Annotated in this window: 13 protein-coding genes and 1 pseudogene; 8 read left to right on the forward strand and 6 right to left on the reverse strand. The window is 68.7% G+C overall.

Annotated features, from left to right (window positions below; translation table 11 throughout):
- Positions 1-7 precede the first annotated feature (7 nt).
- Genes eboE through OG766_RS30435 form a run of 3 tightly spaced genes read left to right on the forward strand, consistent with a single transcriptional unit; the run spans position 8 to position 3,673 of the window.
- Entirely contained in the window at positions 8-1,207 is a 1,200-nt protein-coding gene (gene eboE / locus OG766_RS30425; RefSeq protein ID WP_328726659.1) for a metabolite traffic protein EboE, read from the forward strand.
- Positions 1,204-2,607: a nucleotide pyrophosphatase/phosphodiesterase family protein gene (locus tag OG766_RS30430; protein WP_328726660.1), complete on the forward strand. Its 1,404-nt coding sequence runs from the start codon at positions 1,204-1,206 to the stop codon at positions 2,605-2,607. The genes eboE and OG766_RS30430 overlap by 4 nt, the downstream gene beginning before the upstream one ends.
- A 34-nt stretch (positions 2,608-2,641) precedes the next feature.
- Complete coding sequence (locus tag OG766_RS30435; protein WP_266386466.1) at positions 2,642-3,673, forward strand: sugar phosphate isomerase/epimerase family protein; 1,032 nt, start codon at positions 2,642-2,644, stop codon at positions 3,671-3,673.
- Here OG766_RS30435 and OG766_RS30440 read toward each other — a convergent pair.
- The 4 genes from OG766_RS30440 to OG766_RS30455 all read right to left on the reverse strand — a co-directional run bounded on the left by OG766_RS30440 (position 3,670) and on the right by OG766_RS30455 (position 10,263).
- Entirely contained in the window at positions 3,670-5,058 is a 1,389-nt protein-coding gene (locus OG766_RS30440; RefSeq protein ID WP_328727547.1) for an OFA family MFS transporter, read from the reverse strand. The genes OG766_RS30435 and OG766_RS30440 overlap by 4 nt on opposite strands.
- A 118-nt stretch (positions 5,059-5,176) precedes the next feature.
- Positions 5,177-7,327: an acetate--CoA ligase family protein gene (locus tag OG766_RS30445; protein ID WP_266386463.1), complete on the reverse strand. Its 2,151-nt coding sequence runs from the start codon at positions 7,325-7,327 to the stop codon at positions 5,177-5,179.
- The gene (gene frc / locus OG766_RS30450) at positions 7,327-8,556 is read right to left on the reverse strand and encodes a formyl-CoA transferase (protein WP_266386460.1); all 1,230 of its coding nucleotides are present in this window, start codon (positions 8,554-8,556) and stop codon (positions 7,327-7,329) included. The genes OG766_RS30445 and frc overlap by 1 nt, the downstream gene beginning before the upstream one ends.
- Before the next feature lie 12 nt (positions 8,557-8,568).
- Positions 8,569-10,263 (reverse strand): thiamine pyrophosphate-binding protein, encoded by a 1,695-nt coding sequence (locus OG766_RS30455; RefSeq protein ID WP_266386457.1) that lies wholly within the window; start codon positions 10,261-10,263, stop codon positions 8,569-8,571.
- A gap of 179 nt (positions 10,264-10,442) precedes the next feature.
- On the opposite strand from OG766_RS30455, the gene sucC reads away from it, so the two are divergent.
- From sucC to OG766_RS30475, 4 genes and pseudogenes are all read left to right on the forward strand, one after another.
- Positions 10,443-11,582 (forward strand): ADP-forming succinate--CoA ligase subunit beta, encoded by a 1,140-nt coding sequence (sucC, locus tag OG766_RS30460; protein ID WP_266386454.1) that lies wholly within the window; start codon positions 10,443-10,445, stop codon positions 11,580-11,582.
- A gap of 11 nt (positions 11,583-11,593) precedes the next feature.
- Positions 11,594-12,475, forward strand: a complete 882-nt coding sequence (gene sucD / locus OG766_RS30465; protein ID WP_328726661.1) for a succinate--CoA ligase subunit alpha — start codon at positions 11,594-11,596, stop codon at positions 12,473-12,475.
- Between the two features lie 145 nt (positions 12,476-12,620).
- Positions 12,621-14,180: an aldehyde dehydrogenase family protein gene (locus OG766_RS30470; RefSeq protein ID WP_328726662.1), complete on the forward strand. Its 1,560-nt coding sequence runs from the start codon at positions 12,621-12,623 to the stop codon at positions 14,178-14,180.
- Between the two features lie 140 nt (positions 14,181-14,320).
- A pseudogene (locus OG766_RS30475) lies at positions 14,321-14,560 on the forward strand (hypothetical protein); the annotation flags it as partial.
- A gap of 203 nt (positions 14,561-14,763) precedes the next feature.
- Here the strand turns inward: OG766_RS30475 and OG766_RS30480 are convergent.
- Positions 14,764-15,975 carry a serine hydrolase domain-containing protein gene (locus OG766_RS30480; protein ID WP_328726663.1) on the reverse strand — a complete coding sequence of 404 codons (1,212 nt, stop codon included), beginning with the start codon at positions 15,973-15,975 and terminating at the stop codon, positions 14,764-14,766.
- A gap of 685 nt (positions 15,976-16,660) precedes the next feature.
- Between OG766_RS30480 and OG766_RS30485 the strand changes: the two genes are divergently transcribed.
- Positions 16,661-17,872 carry a hypothetical protein gene (locus OG766_RS30485; protein WP_328727548.1) on the forward strand — a complete coding sequence of 404 codons (1,212 nt, stop codon included), beginning with the start codon at positions 16,661-16,663 and terminating at the stop codon, positions 17,870-17,872.
- 71 nt (positions 17,873-17,943) lie between these two features.
- On the opposite strand, the gene OG766_RS30490 is transcribed toward OG766_RS30485, so the two are convergent.
- Complete coding sequence (locus tag OG766_RS30490; RefSeq protein ID WP_328726664.1) at positions 17,944-18,624, reverse strand: hypothetical protein; 681 nt, start codon at positions 18,622-18,624, stop codon at positions 17,944-17,946.
- Positions 18,625-19,208 lie beyond the last annotated feature (584 nt).

Consider the following 19,208-nt stretch of genomic DNA (forward strand, 5'->3'; position numbering starts at 1 on the left):
GAGACCCATGCGCTTCCGCCACCCCGACGGCACCACGGTGCACCTGTCCTACTGCACCAACGTCCATCCCGCCGAAACCCTCGACGGTGTCCTCGCCCAGCTCCGCGACCACTGCGAACCCGTCCGCAAACGCCTCGGCCGTGACCGGCTCGGCATCGGCCTGTGGCTCGCCAGGGCAGCTGCCCGGGCCCTGGTCACCGACCCGGCGGCACTGCGCGGCCTGCGCGCCGAACTCGACCGCCGCGGACTGGAGGTCGTCACCCTCAACGGCTTCCCGTACGAAGGCTTCGGCGCCGACGAGGTCAAGTACCGCGTCTACCGGCCCGACTGGGCCGAACCGGAACGCCTCGCCCACACCGGAGACCTGGCCCGTCTCCTCGCCGCACTGCTGCCCGACGATGTCACCGAAGGGTCCGTCTCCACCCTCCCGCTGGCCTGGCGCACCCGCTACGACGAACACGCCGCCACCACCGCCCACACCGCACTGACCACCCTCGCCGAACGTCTCGACGCACTCGAGGAACTCACCGGCAAATCCATCCGGATCGCCCTCGAACCCGAACCGGGCTGCGTCGTCGAGACCACCGCCGACGCCATCCGCCCCCTCGCCGCCATAGCGAGCCCCCGCATCGGCATCTGCATCGACACCTGCCACCTCGCCACCTCCTTCGAAGAACCCGGACCCGCGATCCACGCCCTCACCACCGCGGGCATCACCATCCCCAAAGCGCAGCTCTCCGCCGCCCTGCACGCAGAACACCCCCATCTCCCCGACGTACGCGACGCCCTCGCCGCCTTCGCCGAACCCCGCTTCCTCCACCAGACCCGCACCCTGCCCCGGGCCCGCCGCCCGGGACAGCCGCCCACCGCCGCCGGACTGCGCGGCACCGACGACCTCCACGAGGCCCTCGCCGCCGACACCCTCCCCGACGCCACCCCCTGGCGCGCCCACTTCCACGTCCCCCTGCACGCGCCGCCCGCCCCGCCGCTCACCTCCACCCTCCCCGTGCTGTGCGACACCCTGGCCCGCCTCGTCGGCGGCCCCACCCCGCTCACCCGCCATCTCGAGGTCGAGACGTACACCTGGCAGGCACTCCCCGAGGAGCTGCGCCCCCGCAGCCGCGCCCAACTCGCCGACGGAATCGCCGCCGAACTCACCCTCGCCCGTGACCTGCTCACCGACCTCGGCCTCAAGGAACTGCCATGAGCGACACCACCCCCGCCGACACCGCACGCCCCACCCCCCTTCTCGTCCTGGACGTCGTCGGACTCACCCCCCAGCTGCTGAACCACATGCCTCACCTGAAACGCCTTGCCGCCGCCGGCTCACAGGCCCCGCTCGGGACCGTGCTGCCCGCCGTCACCTGCGCGGCCCAGTCGACGTTCCTCACCGGCACCCTCCCCTCCGAACACGGCATCGTCGGCAACGGCTGGTACTTCCGCGAACTCGGCGACGTCCTGCTGTGGCGGCAGCACAACGGACTCGTCGCCGGCGACAAACTCTGGGACGCCGCCCGCCGCGCCCACCCCGGCTACACCGTCGCCAACATCTGCTGGTGGTACGCCATGGGCGCCGACACCGACATCACCGTCACCCCCCGCCCCGTCTACTACGCCGACGGCCGCAAGGAACCCGACTGCTACACCCGGCCGCCCGCCCTCCACGACGAACTCACCGACAGATTCGGCACCTTCCCCCTCTTCCACTTCTGGGGACCCGGAGCCGACATCGTCTCCAGCCGCTGGATCATCGACGCCACCCGCCACATCCTGCGCACCCGCACCCCCGATCTCGCGCTCTGCTACCTCCCGCACCTCGACTACGACCTCCAGCGGTACGGCCCCGACGACCCCCGCTCCCACCGGGCGGCCGCCGACCTCGACACGGCCATGGCCCCCCTCCTCGACGACGCCGCCGGCGAAGGCCGCACCGTCGTCGCCCTCTCCGAATACGGCATCACCCGCGTCAGCCGGCACATCGACATCAACCGCGAACTACGGCGCGCAGGGCTCCTCGAAGTCCACACCCAGGACGGCATGGAATACCTCGACGCGATGGCATCGCGCGCCTTCGCCGTCGCCGACCACCAGCTCGCGCATGTCTACGTACGCCGCCCCGAGGACCTCGACGCCACCCGCGAAGCCCTCAGCGGACTCGCCGGCATCGCCGAACTCCTCGACGACGAAGGCAAGAAGACCCACGGCCTCGACCATCCGCGCTCCGGCGAACTCGTCGCCGTCGCCGACCCCGACGCCTGGTTCACGTACTACTACTGGCTCGACGACACCAAGGCACCCGACTTCGCCCAGCTCGTCGAGATCCACCGCAAACCCGGCTACGACCCCGTCGAACTGTTCATGGACCCCGAAGACCCCTACGTCCGCGTCAAGGCCGCAACGGCCCTCGCCCGCAAGAAACTCGGCATGCGCTACCGCATGGCGGTCGTACCGCTCGACCCCTCACCTATTCGCGGCAGCCATGGCCGCCTCCCCACGAGCGATGACGAAGGTCCGCTCATTCTGTGCTCCACCCCCCGCGCCGTAACAGGCCGCGTCGCGGCCACCGATGTGAAGTCCCTGCTCCTTCACCTCGCCGGACTCCACTGAAGCACACTCCACTGACAACGAGGAGTTATCCACCATGAGCCGCACGAGCAAGCACACCGATCCCGAGCTCAGCCGCAAGCTCACCAGACGCGGCATGCTCGGCGTCGCCGCCGGAGCGAGCGCCGCAGCCCTCCTCGGCGCCACCGCCCCCACCGCCGCCGCCCACGGCAAGGGCCACGGCCGCCCCGTCCTGCCCCCCGGCCGCCTCGGCATCCAGCTCTACTCACTGCGCGACAAGGTCTCCACCCTCGGCTTCGCCGCCGTCTTCGCCGAACTCGAGAAGTACGGCTACGACGAGGTCGAGTACGCCGGCTACACCCAGGGCTCCGCCGGAGCCATCACCCTGGAGCAGCTGCGCCGCCTCACCCGCGACCACGGACTGCGCGCCATCGGCAGCCACGTCGGCTACTACAACGACGGTGACCCGAACGCGTACACCTTCGCCCAGAACCTCGACAAGGTCCTCGACGACGCCCAGGCCCTCGGCCTCAAGCACATCGGCACCGCATCAGGACCCTGGCGCTACGGCGCCACCGTCGACGGCTGGAAGCGCTGCGCCGAGGAGTTCAACCAGTACGGCGCCGCCGCCAGGGCCCGCGGCATGAAGTTCTACCAGCACAACCACGCCGAGGAATTCTCCTTCGCCACCGACAGGCCCGACGTACGGCTCTACGACGTACTCCTCGCCGAGACCGATCCCGACCTCGTGTACCTGGAGATGGACATCTACTGGGCCTACGCCGGCCAGTTCCGCTTCTCCAAGCGCGTCGACGGCACCCCGGCCCCCTTCGACCCGCTGCGCTACGTCCTCAAGCAGCCCGACCGCTACCCGCTCTTCCACGTCAAGGACGGCGAACACGACGACTCCGCCCGCGACGGCTACCGAATGGTGGACGTCGGGGACGGAGACATCGACTACAAGCGGTTCATCTCGGCCGTGACCCGCACCCGCGGGGGCCGCCTCGACCACCACTGGCAGGCCGAGCACGACAACCCCGTCGAGTCGTTCACCTTCGCCCGGAAGTCGAGCGCACACCTCCACTCGCTCCGGGAAAAGGACTGCTAGACCACATCACGGCTGATCGGCTGCGGGTTCGCCTGAATACGGCGGGCCCGCGGCCGCCCCGGCGCATGAAGGAACAACGCCACCACACCGGCGAACAACGAGATCGACCCGGCCAGGACGAACGCGCCCTCATAACCCCACGCGCCCACCACCACGGCCCCCATGCCCGACCCCAGCAGCCCGGACACCAGCTTCGAGCTGTACACCAGCCCGTAGTTCGACGCGTTGTTGTTCTCACCGAAGTAGTCCGCCGTCATCGCCGCGAACATCGGGAAGATCGCGCCGCCGCCGAATCCGGAAATGCTGGAGAACAACAGGAACAACGGCAGATTGCTGATGCTGCCCGACCACAGAATGCCGTACTGGGACAACCCCAGCACCACACACACGAAGATCAGGCACTGCTTACGGCCGTACCGGTCCGACAGCCAGCCGATCACACCCCGTCCCGTGCCGTTCACGATCGCCTTCAGCGACATCGCCGTCGCCACGATCCCGCCCGCGAACCCCGCCTCGTCACCGAACGGCACCTGGAACGCGATACCGAAGATGTTCACACCCGAGGTGCACAGCAGACAGAACCACATCAACGCCACCCGGCCCGTACGCCAGGCCTCCGTCGGCGTGTACTGCTTCACCGCCGGCGGATTCTTCTCCAGCGCCCGCCGCGCCCGCGGATCGTCCGGCTTCCGCAGCGGATCCACCTCGGCCGGCCACCAGTTCTTCGGCGGGTCCTGGAAGAAGTGACCGGAAACGGCCACCACGCCCGCCAGGAACACACCCACCGACACCAGCACCCAACGGAAGTTCGTCAGATCCATAAAGCCGGTGAAGATGAACACGAACGGCACCGAACCATAGGCGAAACCACCGTTGACGAAACCGGTCTTGCCGCCCTTGCGCTCCGGATACCACTTGCCGACCATGTTCACGCACGTCGCGTACACCATGCCCGCGCCCATACCGCTGAACATGCCGAAACCGACGTACGCCACCACCACGTGCGGCGCGAACGCGAGCGACAGATAACCCAGCAAGGTGCCCACAGCACCCAGCATCATCGCCCAACGCGCCGGCAGCTTCCCGCTCTCCCGCAGCTTGCCCGCCGGGAAAGCCACCGCCGCCTGGAAGAACACCCACACCCCGAGCATCCAGAAAATGTGCTGGTTGCTCCACTGATGCGCCGTGTGCAGAGTCTCCTCGGCGGACGCGAACGCGTACTCCGCCGAACTGATGCCCATCATGCCGACCCACGGCAGAATGACCATCCACTTGCGTTTGCGGCCCATGATGTCGACATCGGACTCACCGATGCGGTACACCCGGCCGTTGGCGTCCGTCACCTCCCTGTAAGGGACGGGCGTGGAGATGTCTGTCGTCGCCATGTCGATCGAACCCTTCGCGTCGAAGAAGCCAGGCCAGCGCCCCCTGTCCGTACTCTTCGTGCCGGAGCCCGCGGCAAGCGGAAAGCCACGGGCCCCGTGGGCCGTACCGTCACTCAGCTCATCGACCACCACCCGGCAGCAAACCCGCCGCCCGCGCCCACGCGTACTTCGCGCCCAGCACCGCGACCGGCTTCTCCGTCGTGTACGGATACGCCACCACGCCCCGCTCGAAGAGATACGCGCACGCCTCCTCGACCTCCACATCGCCGGCCAGCGACGCCACCACCGGCTTCTCGACGCCCCGCGCCCGGAACTCCTCCACCACCCGGGCCGTCAGCTCCGCGAACACCATCGGGGGAGTGACGATCGTGTGCCAGTAACCCAGCACCAGCGCGTGAATCCGCGGATCCTCCATCCCCAGCCGGATCGTCGCCTCGTACGTCGACGGCGGCTCACCACCCGTGATGTCGATCGGATTGCCCGCGGCCCCGAAAGGCGGGATGAACGCCCGGAACGCCGCGTCCAGATCCTCCGGAATCTCCATCAGGGAAAGGCCGTTGTCGACGATCGCGTCCGACAGCAGCACACCGGAACCACCCGCACCCGTGATGATCACGACATTGTCGCCCCGGGGCGCCGGCAGCACCGGAAGCGCCCGCGCGAACTCCAGCATCTCGCCCAGACCCGGCGCCCGGATCACACCGGCCTGCCGCAGAATGTCGTCGTACACGGCGTCATCACCGGCCAGCGCGCCCGTATGCGAACCCGCCGCCCGCGCCCCCGCACTCGTACGACCCGCCTTCAGCACCACCACCGGCTTCTTCGGCACCGTCGCACGCGCCGCCTCCACAAAGGCGCGACCGTCCTTCAGATCCTCCAGATGCATCGCGATGCACTCCGTACGGGGATCCTCGGCGAACCACGTCAGCAGATCGTCCTCATCGATGTCGGACTTGTTCCCGAGCCCGACGATCGCCGACACACCCGTACGCGTCGTCCGCGCGAAACCCAGGATCGCCATACCGATCCCGCCCGACTGCGACGTCAACGCCACCGGGCCCTTCACGTCGTACGGCGTGCAGAACGTGGCACACAGGTCCTGCCACGTCGAGTAGTAACCGTAGATGTTCGGCCCCAGCAGCCGCACCCCGTGCCGCTCCGCGATGGCCACGATCTCGTCCTGCAGCGCCTGCTCACCCGTCTCGGCGAAACCCGAAGGGATCAGCACCGCGTTCGGAATCCCCTTGCGCCCCACCTCCTCGAGCGCCGAGGCCACGAACCGGGCGGGAATCGCGAAGACCGCCACATCCACCTCACCGGGAACGTCGGTGACACTCTTGTACGCCTTGCGGCCCAGAATGTCATCGGCCCGGGGATTCACCGGATGAATCTCCCCGGCGAAACCACCGTCGACCAGGTTCCGCATCACCGAATTCCCGATCTTGCCCTGCTCGTTCGACGCACCGATCACCGCCACCGACCGCGGCTCCATCAGCCGGCGCATCGACCGCAGGATCTCCTCACGGCCGTACCTGCGCCGCTCCTTGCGCGCCCCCTCCGACAGGATCACCCGGATGTCCGCCGCCATCGCCCCGTCCGGCGTCGCGATCACCGGATTGAGATCGACCTCCGCGATCTCCGGGAAATCGTCCACCAGCCGCGACACCCGCCTGATCTGCTCCGCCAGCGCCCACCGGTCCACCGGCGGCGCACCCCGCACCCCCCGCAGCACCTCCGCCGCCCCGATCGAGTCCAGCATCGACGCCGCCTCGTCCGCACTCACCGGCGCCAGCCGGAACGTGACGTCCTTCAGCACCTCGACCAGCACACCACCGAGACCGAACGCCACCACCTTCCCGAACGTCGGATCCGTGACCGCGCCGACGATGACCTCCTGGCCCGGCGGCAGCAACTGCTGCACCTGCACACCGTCGATCCGCGCGCCCGGCGCGTACGCCCGCACGCTCTCGACGATCCGGCGGAACGCGGCACGCACCTCCGCGGCGCCCTCCACCCCGACGACCACACCGCCCGCATCCGTCTTGTGCAGCACATCCGGCGAGACGATCTTCAGAACGACCTTCCCGCCCAGCCGGTCGGCGAACACCACCGCCTCTTCCACGTCCCGCGCCAGCGCCTCACCCGGAACAGCGATCCCATAGGCATCGGCCAGCGTCTTGCCCTCCGGCGCCGTCAGCGCCGTCCGGCCCTCCGCACGCACCGCGGCGAGCAGCGCCCGCACCGCATCCTTGTCGACGTCGTACGTCACTAGATCACCCCGCCCGTCCTCAGCAGCCGCAACTCCTCGTCCCCGAGCCCCAGCTCACCCACGTACACCTCGGCGTTGTGCTCACCCAGCAGCGGCGAACGGACCACATCCACCGGAGAGTCCGACAGCTTCAGCGGCGAGCCGACCGTCGTGAACGAACCACGCTCCGGATGCGCCACCTCCACGACCATCTCGTTCGCCACCAGCGACGCGTCCTCGATGATCTCCTTCGTCGACAGGATCGGCCCGCACGGGATGTTGTGGGCGTTGAGCCGCTCCAGCACCTCCCACTTCGCGAGCGTCGACGACCACTCCTCGATCAGCTGGAACATCTTCCCCAGCTTCGGAAGCCGCGCCTCCGGCGTCGCCCACTCGGGATCGTCCGCGAGCTCCGGCCGGCCGATCAGCCGCGACAGCGGCTCCCACCCCACCGGCTGCACGATCACGTACACGTAGTCGTTCGGACCACCCGGAGCACACCGCACCGCCCACCCCGGCTGACCGCCACCCGAGGCGTTTCCCGAACGGGGAACCTCATCACCGAAGTCCTCGTTGGGATACTCGGCAAGGGCTCCATGGGCCAGCCGCTGCTGATCGCGCAACTTCACCCGGCACAGGTTGAGCACGGCATGCTGCATGGCCACATTGACCCGCTGCCCGCGCCCGGTGCACTCCCGCTGGAACAACGCGGCGAGAATCCCCGCCACCGCGTGCACCCCCGTGCCCGAATCACCGATCTGGGCACCCGTCGCCAGCGGCGGACCGTCCTCGAAGCCGGTCGTCGACATCGACCCGCCCATGGCCTGAGCCACCACCTCGTACGCCTTGAACTTGGTGTACGGGCCCTCACCGAACCCCTTGATGGAGGCATAGACGATCCGTGGATTGATCTCCCTGATGCGCTCCCAGGTGAACCCCATCCGGTCCACCGCACCCGGCCCGAAGTTCTCCACCAGCACATCGGAACGCCGGATCAGCTCGGTCAGCAGCTCCTTGCCGCGCTCGGACTTGGTGTTGAGCGTGATGCTCCGCTTGTTGCAGTTGAGCATCGTGAAGTAGAGCGAGTCGACGTCGGGGAGATCACGCAACTGCCTGCGCGTGATGTCACCGCCCGGCGCCTCCAGCTTCACCACGTCCGCACCCAGCCACGCCAGAAGCTGCGTCGCCGAAGGGCCGGACTGGACATGTGTCATGTCGAGGACACGGATGCCCTCAAGAGCCTTGCTCATGGCCGGCGCTCCTCACTTGTACATGGTCTGGTTCATGGTCCCGGGGGCGTACGCGTCCGGGTCCACCCAGACGTTGATCAGCGACGGCAGCCCCGACTCACGCGCACGCCGCAACGCCGGCCCGATGTCGGCCGGGTCGCGGACCTCCTCGCCGTAACCGCCCAGCATCCGCGCGAACTCGTCGTAGTGGACGTCCCCGAGTGTGTTGCCGACCCGCTCACGCTCCAGGCCGTACTTCTGCGCCTGGCCGTAACGGATCTGATTCATCGACGAGTTGTTGCCGACGATCCCGACGAAGGGGAGGTTGTAGCGGACCAGCGTCTCGAAGTCCCACCCGGTGAGACTGAACGCGCCGTCACCGAAGAGGGCCACGACCTCCTTGTCCGGCCGGGCCTGCTTCGCCGCCAGCACGAACGGAACACCGACACCGAGCGTGCCCAGCGGACCCGGGTCCATCCAGTGCCCGGGCGACTTGGGCTGCACGACCTGCCCGGAGAACGTGACGATGTCGCCGCCGTCGCCGATGTAGATCGAATCCTCGGTCAGGAAGTCGTTGATCTCGCTCACGAGACGGTACGGATGGATGGGGGAGGCCTCGGACCTCAGCTGCGGCAGCCGCTTCTCGAGCGCCGTCTGCTCCGCCGTCCTGAGCTCCTCCAGCCACGCCTTCCGCTTGACCGACCCGCCGTTGAGACGGCCGGACACCGACTCGACCACGGACTTCAGGATCCGCCCGGCGTCACCCACGATCCCCAGATCGACGTCACGGTTCTTGCCGACCGTCCGGTAGTCCAGGTCGATCTGCACCACCGTCGCCGCCGGCGACAGCCGCTTCCCGTACCCCATCCGGAAGTCGAACGGCGTCCCGACGATCACGATCACATCGGCGTTGGCGAACGCGTACCGCCGCGACAGCTGGAAGTGGTGCGGATCCCCGGGCGGCAGCGTGCCCCGCCCCGCGCCGTTCATGTACGCGGGCACATTGAGCGCCCGCACGAACTCGACCGCCGCGTCCGTCGCCCGCGTCGTCCACACCTGACTGCCCAGCAGGATCGCCGGCTTCTCCGCATGCACCAGCAGATCCGCCAGCTTCTCCACCGCCTCCGGATCGCCGGCCGAGCGCGTCGAGGCCCGGTACCGCCCCGCCTCGGGCACCCGCGCCTTCTCCACCGGCACCTTCGCGTCCAGGACATCACGGGGGATCTCCAGGAACGACGGTCCGGGAGCGCCGTGGTAGCACTCGCGGAACGCCATCGAGACCATGTCCGCCGCCCGCGCGGTGTCCGGGACGGTCGCGGCGAACTTGGTGATCGGCGTCATCATGTCGACGTGCGGCAGGTCCTGCAGCGACCCCATCTTGTGCTGGGTGTGCGCGCCCTGACCGCCGATCAGCAGCATGGGGGACTCGGCCCGGAAGGCGTTGGCCACCCCGGTGACGGCGTCCGTGGTCCCCGGCCCCGCCGTGACCACGGCGCAGCCCGGCTTCCCGGTGATCCGGGCGTAGCCGTCGGCTGCATGCGCCGCGACCTGCTCGTGGCGTACGTCGACGACTTCGATGCCTTCGTCCACGCATCCGTCGTAGATGTCGATGATGTGACCGCCGCACAGGGTGTAGATGACGTCGACCCCTTCGGCCTTGAGCGCCTTGGCGACCAGATGCCCACCGGAGATGAGGTCCTGCTGACGGTCCTGGCTGTCGTCGGGCATGGCGAAGTCCTGTCCCTTCGTAGGGGAGAGAGTCGGGTGCTCCGAGCCGGTGCGACCTGCTCCGGGCTGCCCTCCCAGCAGATTGCATACAGTCGACGAATACTGTATGAACCTTGTTATCCCGCATCCGGTGGGTGGTGTCCAGGGGGCGTGCGGCACTTTCCTAGACAGGAGCCGGCATGGATCTGTACGAGTACCAGGCACGCGAGATCTTCCAGCAGTACGGCATCGCCGTACCCGACGCCGAAACCGCCGACACGGCCCGCGAAGCCCGCGCGGCCGCAGAACGCCTCGGCGGCCGCGTCATCGTCAAGGCCCAGGTCAAGACCGGCGGCCGCGGCAAGGCAGGCGGCGTCAAACTCGCCGCCGACCCGCCCGCCGCCGAACTCACCGCCCGCCAGATCCTCGGCATGGACATCAAGGGCCACCAGGTGCGCAAGGTCATGCTCGCCCGGCCCGCCGCCATCGACGCCGAGTACTACATCTCCTACGTCCTCGACCGCGCCGCCGGCCACTTCCTCGCCATCGCCTCCGCCGAAGGCGGCATGGACATCGAGGAAGTCGCCGCCACCCGGCCCCAAGCCGTCGCCCGCATCCCCGTCGACCCCCGCGCAGGCGTCAGCGAAACCACGGCCGCCGAGATCGCCGCGGCCGCCGGCCTCCCACCCGCCACCGCACCCGTACTCCACCGCCTCTGGCGCGCCCTGACCGACGAGGACGCCCTCCTCGTCGAGGTCAACCCCCTCGTCCGCACCACCGGGGGAGACATCCTCGCCCTCGACGGCAAAATCACCCTCGACGACAACGCCCGCTTCCGGCAGGCCCGCTGGGGCGACCGCGCCGGCGCCCACGACGACCCGCTGGAAGCCGCAGCGGCCGCCAAAGGCCTCAACTACGTACGCCTCGACGGCGAAGTCGGCATCATCGGCAACGGCGCCGGACTGGTCATGTCCACCCTCGACGTCGTCGCGGGCTGCGGCGCCCGGCCCGCGAACTTCCTCGACATCGGCGGAGGGGCATCCGCCCAGGTCATGGCCGACGCCCTGGCCACCGTCCTCGACGACCCCGGAGTCCGGAGCGTCCTCGTCAACGTCTTCGGCGGCATCACGGCCTGCGACTCCGTCGCCGACGGCATCGTCACCGCCCTCGACACCGTACGACTGACCAAACCCCTCGTCGTACGCCTCGACGGCAACAACGCCGCACGCGGCCGCGCCATCCTCGACGCCCGCGCCCACCCGCTCGTCCAGCAGGCCACCACGATGGACGCCGCCGCCCGCCGGGCCGCCGTCCTCGCCACCGACGTCACAGCAGTGTGAGGAGACCGGACATGGCCATCTATCTCACCAAGGACAGCAAGGTCCTCGTGCAGGGCATGACCGGAGGCGAGGGCATGAAGCACACCCGCCGGATGCTCGCCGCCGGCACCGACATCGTCGGCGGCGTCAACCCGCGCAAGGCGGGCCGCAGCGTCGACTTCGACGACCGCACCGTCCCCGTCTTCGGCTCCGTACGCGAAGCCGTCCACGCCACCGGAGCGGACGCCACCGTCGTCTTCGTCCCGCCGGCGTTCACCGGGGCGGCCGTCACCGAGGCCGTGGACGCCGGCATCGGGCTCGCCGTCGTCATCACCGAAGGCGTGCCCGTCCACGACGCCGTCGCCTTCACCGCGTACGCGAAAGCGCGCGGGACACGGGTCATCGGGCCCAACTGCCCCGGCCTGATCAGCCCTGGACAGTCCAACGCAGGGATCATCCCCGCCGACATCGCGCCCGCGCCGGGCGTGATCGGACTCGTCTCCAAGTCCGGCACGCTCACGTACCAACTGATGCACGAGCTGCGGGACATCGGCTTCTCCTCGGCCGTCGGCATCGGCGGCGACCCCGTCATCGGGACGAGCCACATCGACTGCCTCGCCGCCTTCGAGGCCGATCCGGACACCGAGCTCATCGTGCTGATCGGCGAGATCGGGGGTGACGCGGAGGAACGTGCGGCGACAGTTATCAGAGAACAGATTTCAAAGTCTGTCATCGCATACATCGCCGGCTTCACGGCACCGGAAGGCAGGACCATGGGCCATGCCGGCGCCATCGTCTCCGGTTCCACCGGCACGGCGCACGCCAAGAAGGCGGCACTCGAAGCCGCCGGAGTCACCGTCGGCTCCACCCCCAGCGAGACCGCACAGCTGGTACGCGACCATCTCGCCCGGTGAAGCATCACGTCCGGTGACGCCGCGTGACACCACCCGCACCCGGCCCCTGCTGTGTGACGCTCGTAGTACCGGGCTCACCACGTTCCTCCCCGAACGAGCCGTTCGACCTCCCGCCCCGACTGTGCACCGAGAGCGGAGAAGACCCATGGCAGCACCCCTCAACCATCCCCGCACCCTCGTCCCCAAGCCCGGCACCTCCTGGGCCGAGGCCTGGCAGCGCTGTCTGACCATCGCCCCCGAGGCGTTCACCGACGACCGCGTCCTCAACCTCTGGGACAGCCGCTGGCAGGCCGACGGCCGCCCCCTCACCGCCACCAGCCCCGTCGACGGCGGCCCGATCGCCGGCCCGCCCCGCCTCGACGCGGCCACCGCCCACCAGGCCGTCCGCGCCTCGCTCGACCAGCACCGCGCCTGGCGCCACATCCCGCTGCCCGAACGCCGCGCCCGCGTCGCCGCCACCCTCGACGCCCTCACCGAGCATCGCGAACTGCTCTCCCTGCTGCTCGTCCACGAGATCGGCAAGCCCTGGCGGCTCGCGCAGGCCGACGTCGACCGGGCCATCGACGGGGCGCGCTGGTACGTCGACGGCATCGAGACGATGCTCGCCGGCCGCACCCCTCTCGCCGGCCCCGTCTCCAACATCGCGAGCTGGAACTACCCGATGTCCGTCCTCGTCCACGCGATGCTCGTCCAGGCACTGGCCGGAAACGCGGTCATCGCCAAGGCACCCACCGACGGCGGACTGTCCTGCCTCACCCTCGCCTGCGCGCTCGCCGCCCGCGAGGGAATCCCCGTCACCCTGGTCAGCGGCAGCGGCGGCGAACTGTCCGAAGCCCTCGTCCGCGCCCCCGAGATCGGCTGTGTCTCCTTCGTCGGCGGCCGCGACACCGGCGCCCGCATCGCCACCGCGGTGGCCGACCTCGGCAAGCGCCACATCCTCGAACAGGAGGGCCTCAACACCTGGGGCATCTGGAACTACTCCGACTGGGACGCCCTGACCGCCGTCATCCCCAAGCTCTTCGACTACGGCAAGCAGCGCTGCACCGCCTACCCGCGCTTCGTCGTGCAGCGCACCGCGTTCGCCGACTTCCTCGCCGCCTACCTTCCCGCGGTCCGCTCGATCCGCCTGGGCCACCCCCTGGCCGTCGAGCACCCCGACGACCCGCTCCCCGAGCTGGACTTCGGCCCCCTCATCAACGCCGCGAAGGCCAAGGAGCTGACCGACCAGGTCGCCGAGGCCATCGACCGCGGCGCCGTCCCGCTCCACCGCGGCTCCCTCACGGACGGTCACTTCCTGCCCGGCCAGGACACCAGCGCCTACGTCGCGCCCGTCACCCTCCTGGGCCCGCCGCCGTCCTCCCCGCTCCACCACGCCGAACCCTTCGGACCCGTCGACACCATCGTCCTCGTCGACACCGAGGCGGAACTGCTCGCCGCGATGAACGCCTCCAACGGAGCCCTCGTCGCCACCCTCTCCACCGACGACCCGGACACCTACGAGCGGCTGTCGCCGCAGATCCGCGCCTTCAAGGTGGGCCGCGGAAAGCCCCGCTCACGCGGCGACCGCGAGGAACTGTTCGGCGGCTTCGGCGCCTCCTGGCGCGGCGCGTTCGTCGGAGGCGAGCTGCTCGTGAAGGCGGTCACCGAAGGCGACCCGGGCGAAAGGCTCCCCGGCAACTTCCCCGACTACCAGCTCAACGCCTGACCCACCGACGCCCCTGGCGGTCGGGCCGCGGCGCGCAGGGGGAGTGGGCCGCTGTTGTCACAAACACGGTGGTTGTCGGGTCCTAGTGAGTGTGACGAGCCGGTCACGGCACACCTCTCTCAACCCCCAGAGGAGCTCACATGAGCGAGAACGCGGGTATCCGCGTCGAGCACGCGGCCTATGCCTTTGCCTGTATGCACTGCGGATACGGCTGGGAGCAGGCGTACGAGATCGAGCACCACACGGACGCCGCAGGACACGACTTCATCATTCACAAGACGGACGGGGTACGCGTGACGTCGCCCTTGTCCGAGCTGACGTGCCTGAACTGTGGCGAGCACAAGGTGCGCATCATGCGGGAGGGGCAGGTCTCGTCCGTGAGCACGAAGCGTTCCGAGAAGGGACCTCAGTAGCCGTTTCTCCGACGGCCGACCGGATCGGGGCGGTTCCCAGGGCCAGGGGTCCCGCACACGCTTCGGTGGGACCGCGAAGGCGCCCCCGCGCACGGCCGCAGAGCCGGTGGGCGGGGGCGCTTCGGCGTGACCGGCCTCCTGTCACGGACGACCCGTCAGGACAGGGCCGCTCAGTGGCGGACCACCTGAGGAGCGATGTCCTCGGTGAACCCCTCCGCGTCGGAGGGCGCGAACTTGTCGGCCTTGGCGACGGTGGTGCCGCAGAAAGCGGCCTCCAGTGTGCCCCCGAGAACGGTGTTCACGGTTCCATTGTTGGAGGTGTTCGCCATGGACGTCATGCTGCGCTTGCCGTCGGCCGTGGTGAAGGCGTACGTGTAGTAGCCCTGGACGGTGCCTGTGTGGCCGTACACCGTCACGCCGCACGAGAGCTTGCGGCCGCGCAGGCCGAGTCCGTAGGACTGGGTGCCGTCCGAGTTGACCGGAACCATGCTCATCATCTGCTGCAGCTGCGCCTGGGGGACGAGCTTGCCGGAGACGAGGGAGGAGAAGAAGCGGTTGAGGTCGGCCGCGTTGGAGATGACCGCTCCGGCCGACTGTCCCCAGGAGACGGTCTGTTCGGTGGAGTCGACCAGCGGCAGCGTGGTGTCGTCCTGGCGCAGGTAGCCACGTGCGTGGGAATCGGAGATGGCGGTCCCCGGGTGCACGTAGGAGGTGTTCCTGAGCTTCAGCGGCTCGAAGACGCGCTGCTGGTAGTGGGTGGCCATCGGCACACCGGTGAGGTGCTCGATGAGCCGGCCCAGCACGACGAAGTTGGTGTTGGAGTAGCTGTGGGCGGCTCCCGGTTCGTTGTTCACCTTGTGGGCCGTCGACAGGTCGATCAGCTCCTGGTAGGTGAACACCTTGTTCCGCACCGACTCGAAGCCCGGAACGGTGTAGTAGAACATGTCGTTGGTGTAGTCCCACAGACCGCTGCGGTGGCTGAGCAGGTGCCGCACGGTGATGCGGTCGTCCGGCAGCGGCTTCGGGAGGTAGGTGTTCGCCGAGGCGTCGAGGTCGAGACGTCCCTCGGCCGCCAGCTGCATGAGCACCACCGTGGTGAAGCTCTTGCTGACACTGCCGACCCGGAACCGGCGGTCGGCGTCCATCGCGGCGTGAGTGGCGGTGTCGGCCTGTCCCCTCGAGATGCGGTAGCTCGAGGTGCCCGAGTCGATGCGGGTGAGGGCGCCGGGCGCCCCGTTGGCCATGGCCTGCTTCTGCACGTTGAGGACGGCGGTGACGGAGGGGTTGGGCAGGGGGGAGGTGGCTGCGCCGGCCGGAGAGGCGACCAGGGTGGCCGTCACGGCGGAGCCTGCGAGCACGATGCTCACGTTCTTGATGCGCATCAGAGTCCTTTGGTACGTGATCAGGTGGGCGCCGCCCGCTCCGATGGAGCCGCCGATGCCCCTCTCCCGCGAAGAGGGCCGGGCAGCCGTCGTGCACCGCCGTCCCCGCGTTCACGCGGGCACGGGCGATGAGGCGGCGCCGGCTCGGGGACGACGCTGGATGCATCGTAATGGTGTGACACGGTGTTACGGGCAGTGGCACTCGCGATGTCATGAGATCGGCCCGACCGGGTCCCGCGCGGCCCGCGCGGAGGTCGGAGCAACGGGGCCGGAGCAGTCTCCACCACCGGTGCCCAGCAGGCTGTCCGCATATGCCCTGGTTTGCGCGAGTGTGGCGATGGGCAGTATCGGCCCCACTGATGTGCCACTGTTCAGTCACACTGTCTTGGGGTGGCGCGGGTACCTCGGCGCGGTGCCCGACGGCGTGCGGTGGGCGGGCTGATCCGGCTGATCAGGTGTCACAGATGTCCGCGGCGCCTGGTCATGGGGAGCAGGACAACCACTGAGCGACGGGTTCACCACCATGAGCGTCGGACATTCACGGCACGTCGAAGACCCCGGGACGACTCCGCCGTCGCCAACGGTGCAGATCCCCGCGTCGGCCCCGAATGCGGCCGTGCCCCGGAGCGGGCGTGGGATCAGCCGACGGGGCGTGCTGGGAGTGGGCCTGGGCGCCGCGGCGGCGATGGGTGTCGCAGGCTGCGGCATGGGATCGGGTTCCGACTCCGGTAGGGGTGATGTGGGACGGCCGGACGGCAGCGGGGGAGAGGGCGTGGGCGGTGGCACGTCGCCCGGGCCCACCACCGAGCCGATACAGCTCATAGGCGACGGTTCGACGGCCGACACCGGAAAGCAGCCGCACCAGCCCGACGCGCCGGTACCGCTCGCGCCCGGTCAGGCTCCGCCGCAATTCGTGATCTTTTCGTGGGACGGTGCGGGCGAGGTCGGCAACGGCCTCTTCCCGCGGTTCCTGGAACTCGCCAAGAACCATGACGCGGCGATGACGTTCTTCCTCTCCGGCCTCTATCTGCTGCCGGAGTCGAAGAAGTCGCTCTACCGGCCGCCGAACAATCCCGTGGGCGCTTCCGACATCGGCTATCTCACCGACGGGCACGTCAAGGACACGCTCAAGTACGTCCGGCAGGCCTGGCTCGAGGGACATGAGATAGGCACCCACTTCAACGGGCATTTCTGCGGCGGATCGGGTTCGGTCGGGAACTGGACGCCCGCGCAGTGGGAGAACGAGATCGACCAGGCTGTGTCCTTCGTCACCCAGTGGAAGACCAACAGCGGCTGGACGGACCTCGACCCGCTGCCTTTCGACTACGAGAAGGAACTCGTCGGCGGCCGCACCCCCTGCCTGCTCGGCCAGGACAAGCTCCTGCCGACCGCGAAGAAGCTCGGCTGGCGCTACGACGCCAGCTCGCCCGGCGGCCGCCAGATGTGGCCCGACAAGCGCGGCGGGGTGTGGGACCTGCCGCTGCAGGCGCTCCCCTTCCCCGGGCACTCCTTCGAGGTGCTCTCGATGGACTACAACATCCTCGCCAACCAGTCGGGGAATTCGACCAAGGGTGTGCCGTCGCGCTATCCGGGCTGGCGGAAGCAGGCCACCGAGGCCTACGTCAGCGGATTCACGCGGGCGTACGAGTCGAATCGCGCGCCGCTGTTCATCGGCAACCACTTCGAGCAGTGGAACGGCGGTATCTACATGGACGCCGTCGAGGAGGCCCTGAAGACCATGGCCGGGAAGAAGGACGTACGGCTGGTGTCGTTCCGGCAGTTCTGCGACTGGCTGGACGTCCAGGACCCGAAGATCCTCACCAAGCTCCGGGCGCTGGAAGTCGGACAGTCCCCGGCAGGAGGCTGGAACACCTTCCTCAAAGCCACCGCAGCCTAGGCCCTGTCCGATACACCTGAATCGCGTTGTGGGTGAGGAGAACGCGATCCATTGTTCAAGTCCGGACAGGCCTACTGTGGCAGGCACGGCTCAGCGGTCGTTGGTTTCCTTCGCTCTCCCTCCGGGGTGAAGGTGAAGGATCGGCGGAACGGACCCTCGCCGAAGCGCACCGCGAGAAGCAGCGGTTGGTCGTGCTCTGGCGGCCACGACTCGGTCCCGGGCTCGCTGCCGTTCCACAGGTGGAAGACCACCATCGGCTGTTTCGGATCCTTGCTGAGGTAGCCGAGCGTCTTTCCGTACAAAGGATTGTTTCCTCCGAAAAGCACGGAGGGAGCCCCGAACTCCGCTGTGACGTCCGTCCACGTGCGGTCCTCCCTCGCCCACTGCCGGACACGACCTTTGAGGGCTTCGTACGCCTCGTCCGCGAGAACCCCGTCCGGCTTGAGCCAACCGCGTTGCTGCGCGAACTCCGCGTACACCGACGCCATGCCGTACTCGTAGTTGTGCCCGGGGATCAAGTCTCGGAAGGCCCCGGTCACGCCGGCAGCAGACCAGAGCCCGACGTCTTCCCAGTCTTGCTGCTGCTGAGTGAACGCCCCGGGCTGACGTTCAACGAACAGCAGGTGATCAAGCAGGATCCGAAGAGCCAGCTCGCCCCCAAACATCCCGGGTCGGCGGAGCGCGAGGTTGAGCTGGTCAACAAGGTGAGCGTGTATCTCTTCGGCAGTGGCAAGCGGGTTGGGAAGGGTCACGTGCACAGTCTTCCGCATCAAGTGCATGATCTCGTAAGGGATGACGTGTTCTTCGTGGCTAACGTTTAGTCCCGGTGGGGGTGTTTGGTATCGGGGGTGCCGCCATGCGGCTACGGTTGCTCGGCAGGTTCAATGTGAGCGTGGATGATTCGTTGTGGAGCAGGCTGTCGGTCGAGGCGCGAGCAGAGGTGGACGCTCTGATCGCCGATGGCCGCCACATACAGGCCATCGCAGTGATGCGCGAGTGCCTGCCACAGCCTGATCTCCGTGAGTGCGTCGACCTGCTGGAGCTCCGTGCCAGTAGCTTGCGGCAGTAGGCAGAGACGCGTGATGGCGCCGAGGTCGATCAGGGGCCGTGTCAGCTCGGGTGGATTCGCGAGTCAGCCGGCGGCGATGAGGTCGATCATCGCGACGTGGATCATGGCTGCGGGGCGGTAGGAGTGGGTACGGTGCGGGCGGGCGACACGGTGGTCTCGCCCTTCTCGCGGGTGACCTCCACTCGCAAGTCATCCCTGCCCTCTGTGGCGGGATCGGAGGGCCGACTCGTCCCGGCGCAGGGCATCAAGCCGGTGGTCGCCCGCCGC

The sequence above is a fragment of the Streptomyces sp. NBC_00259 genome, assembly GCF_036181745.1.
GTDB classification, from domain to species: Bacteria; Actinomycetota; Actinomycetes; order Streptomycetales; family Streptomycetaceae; genus Streptomyces; species Streptomyces pratisoli.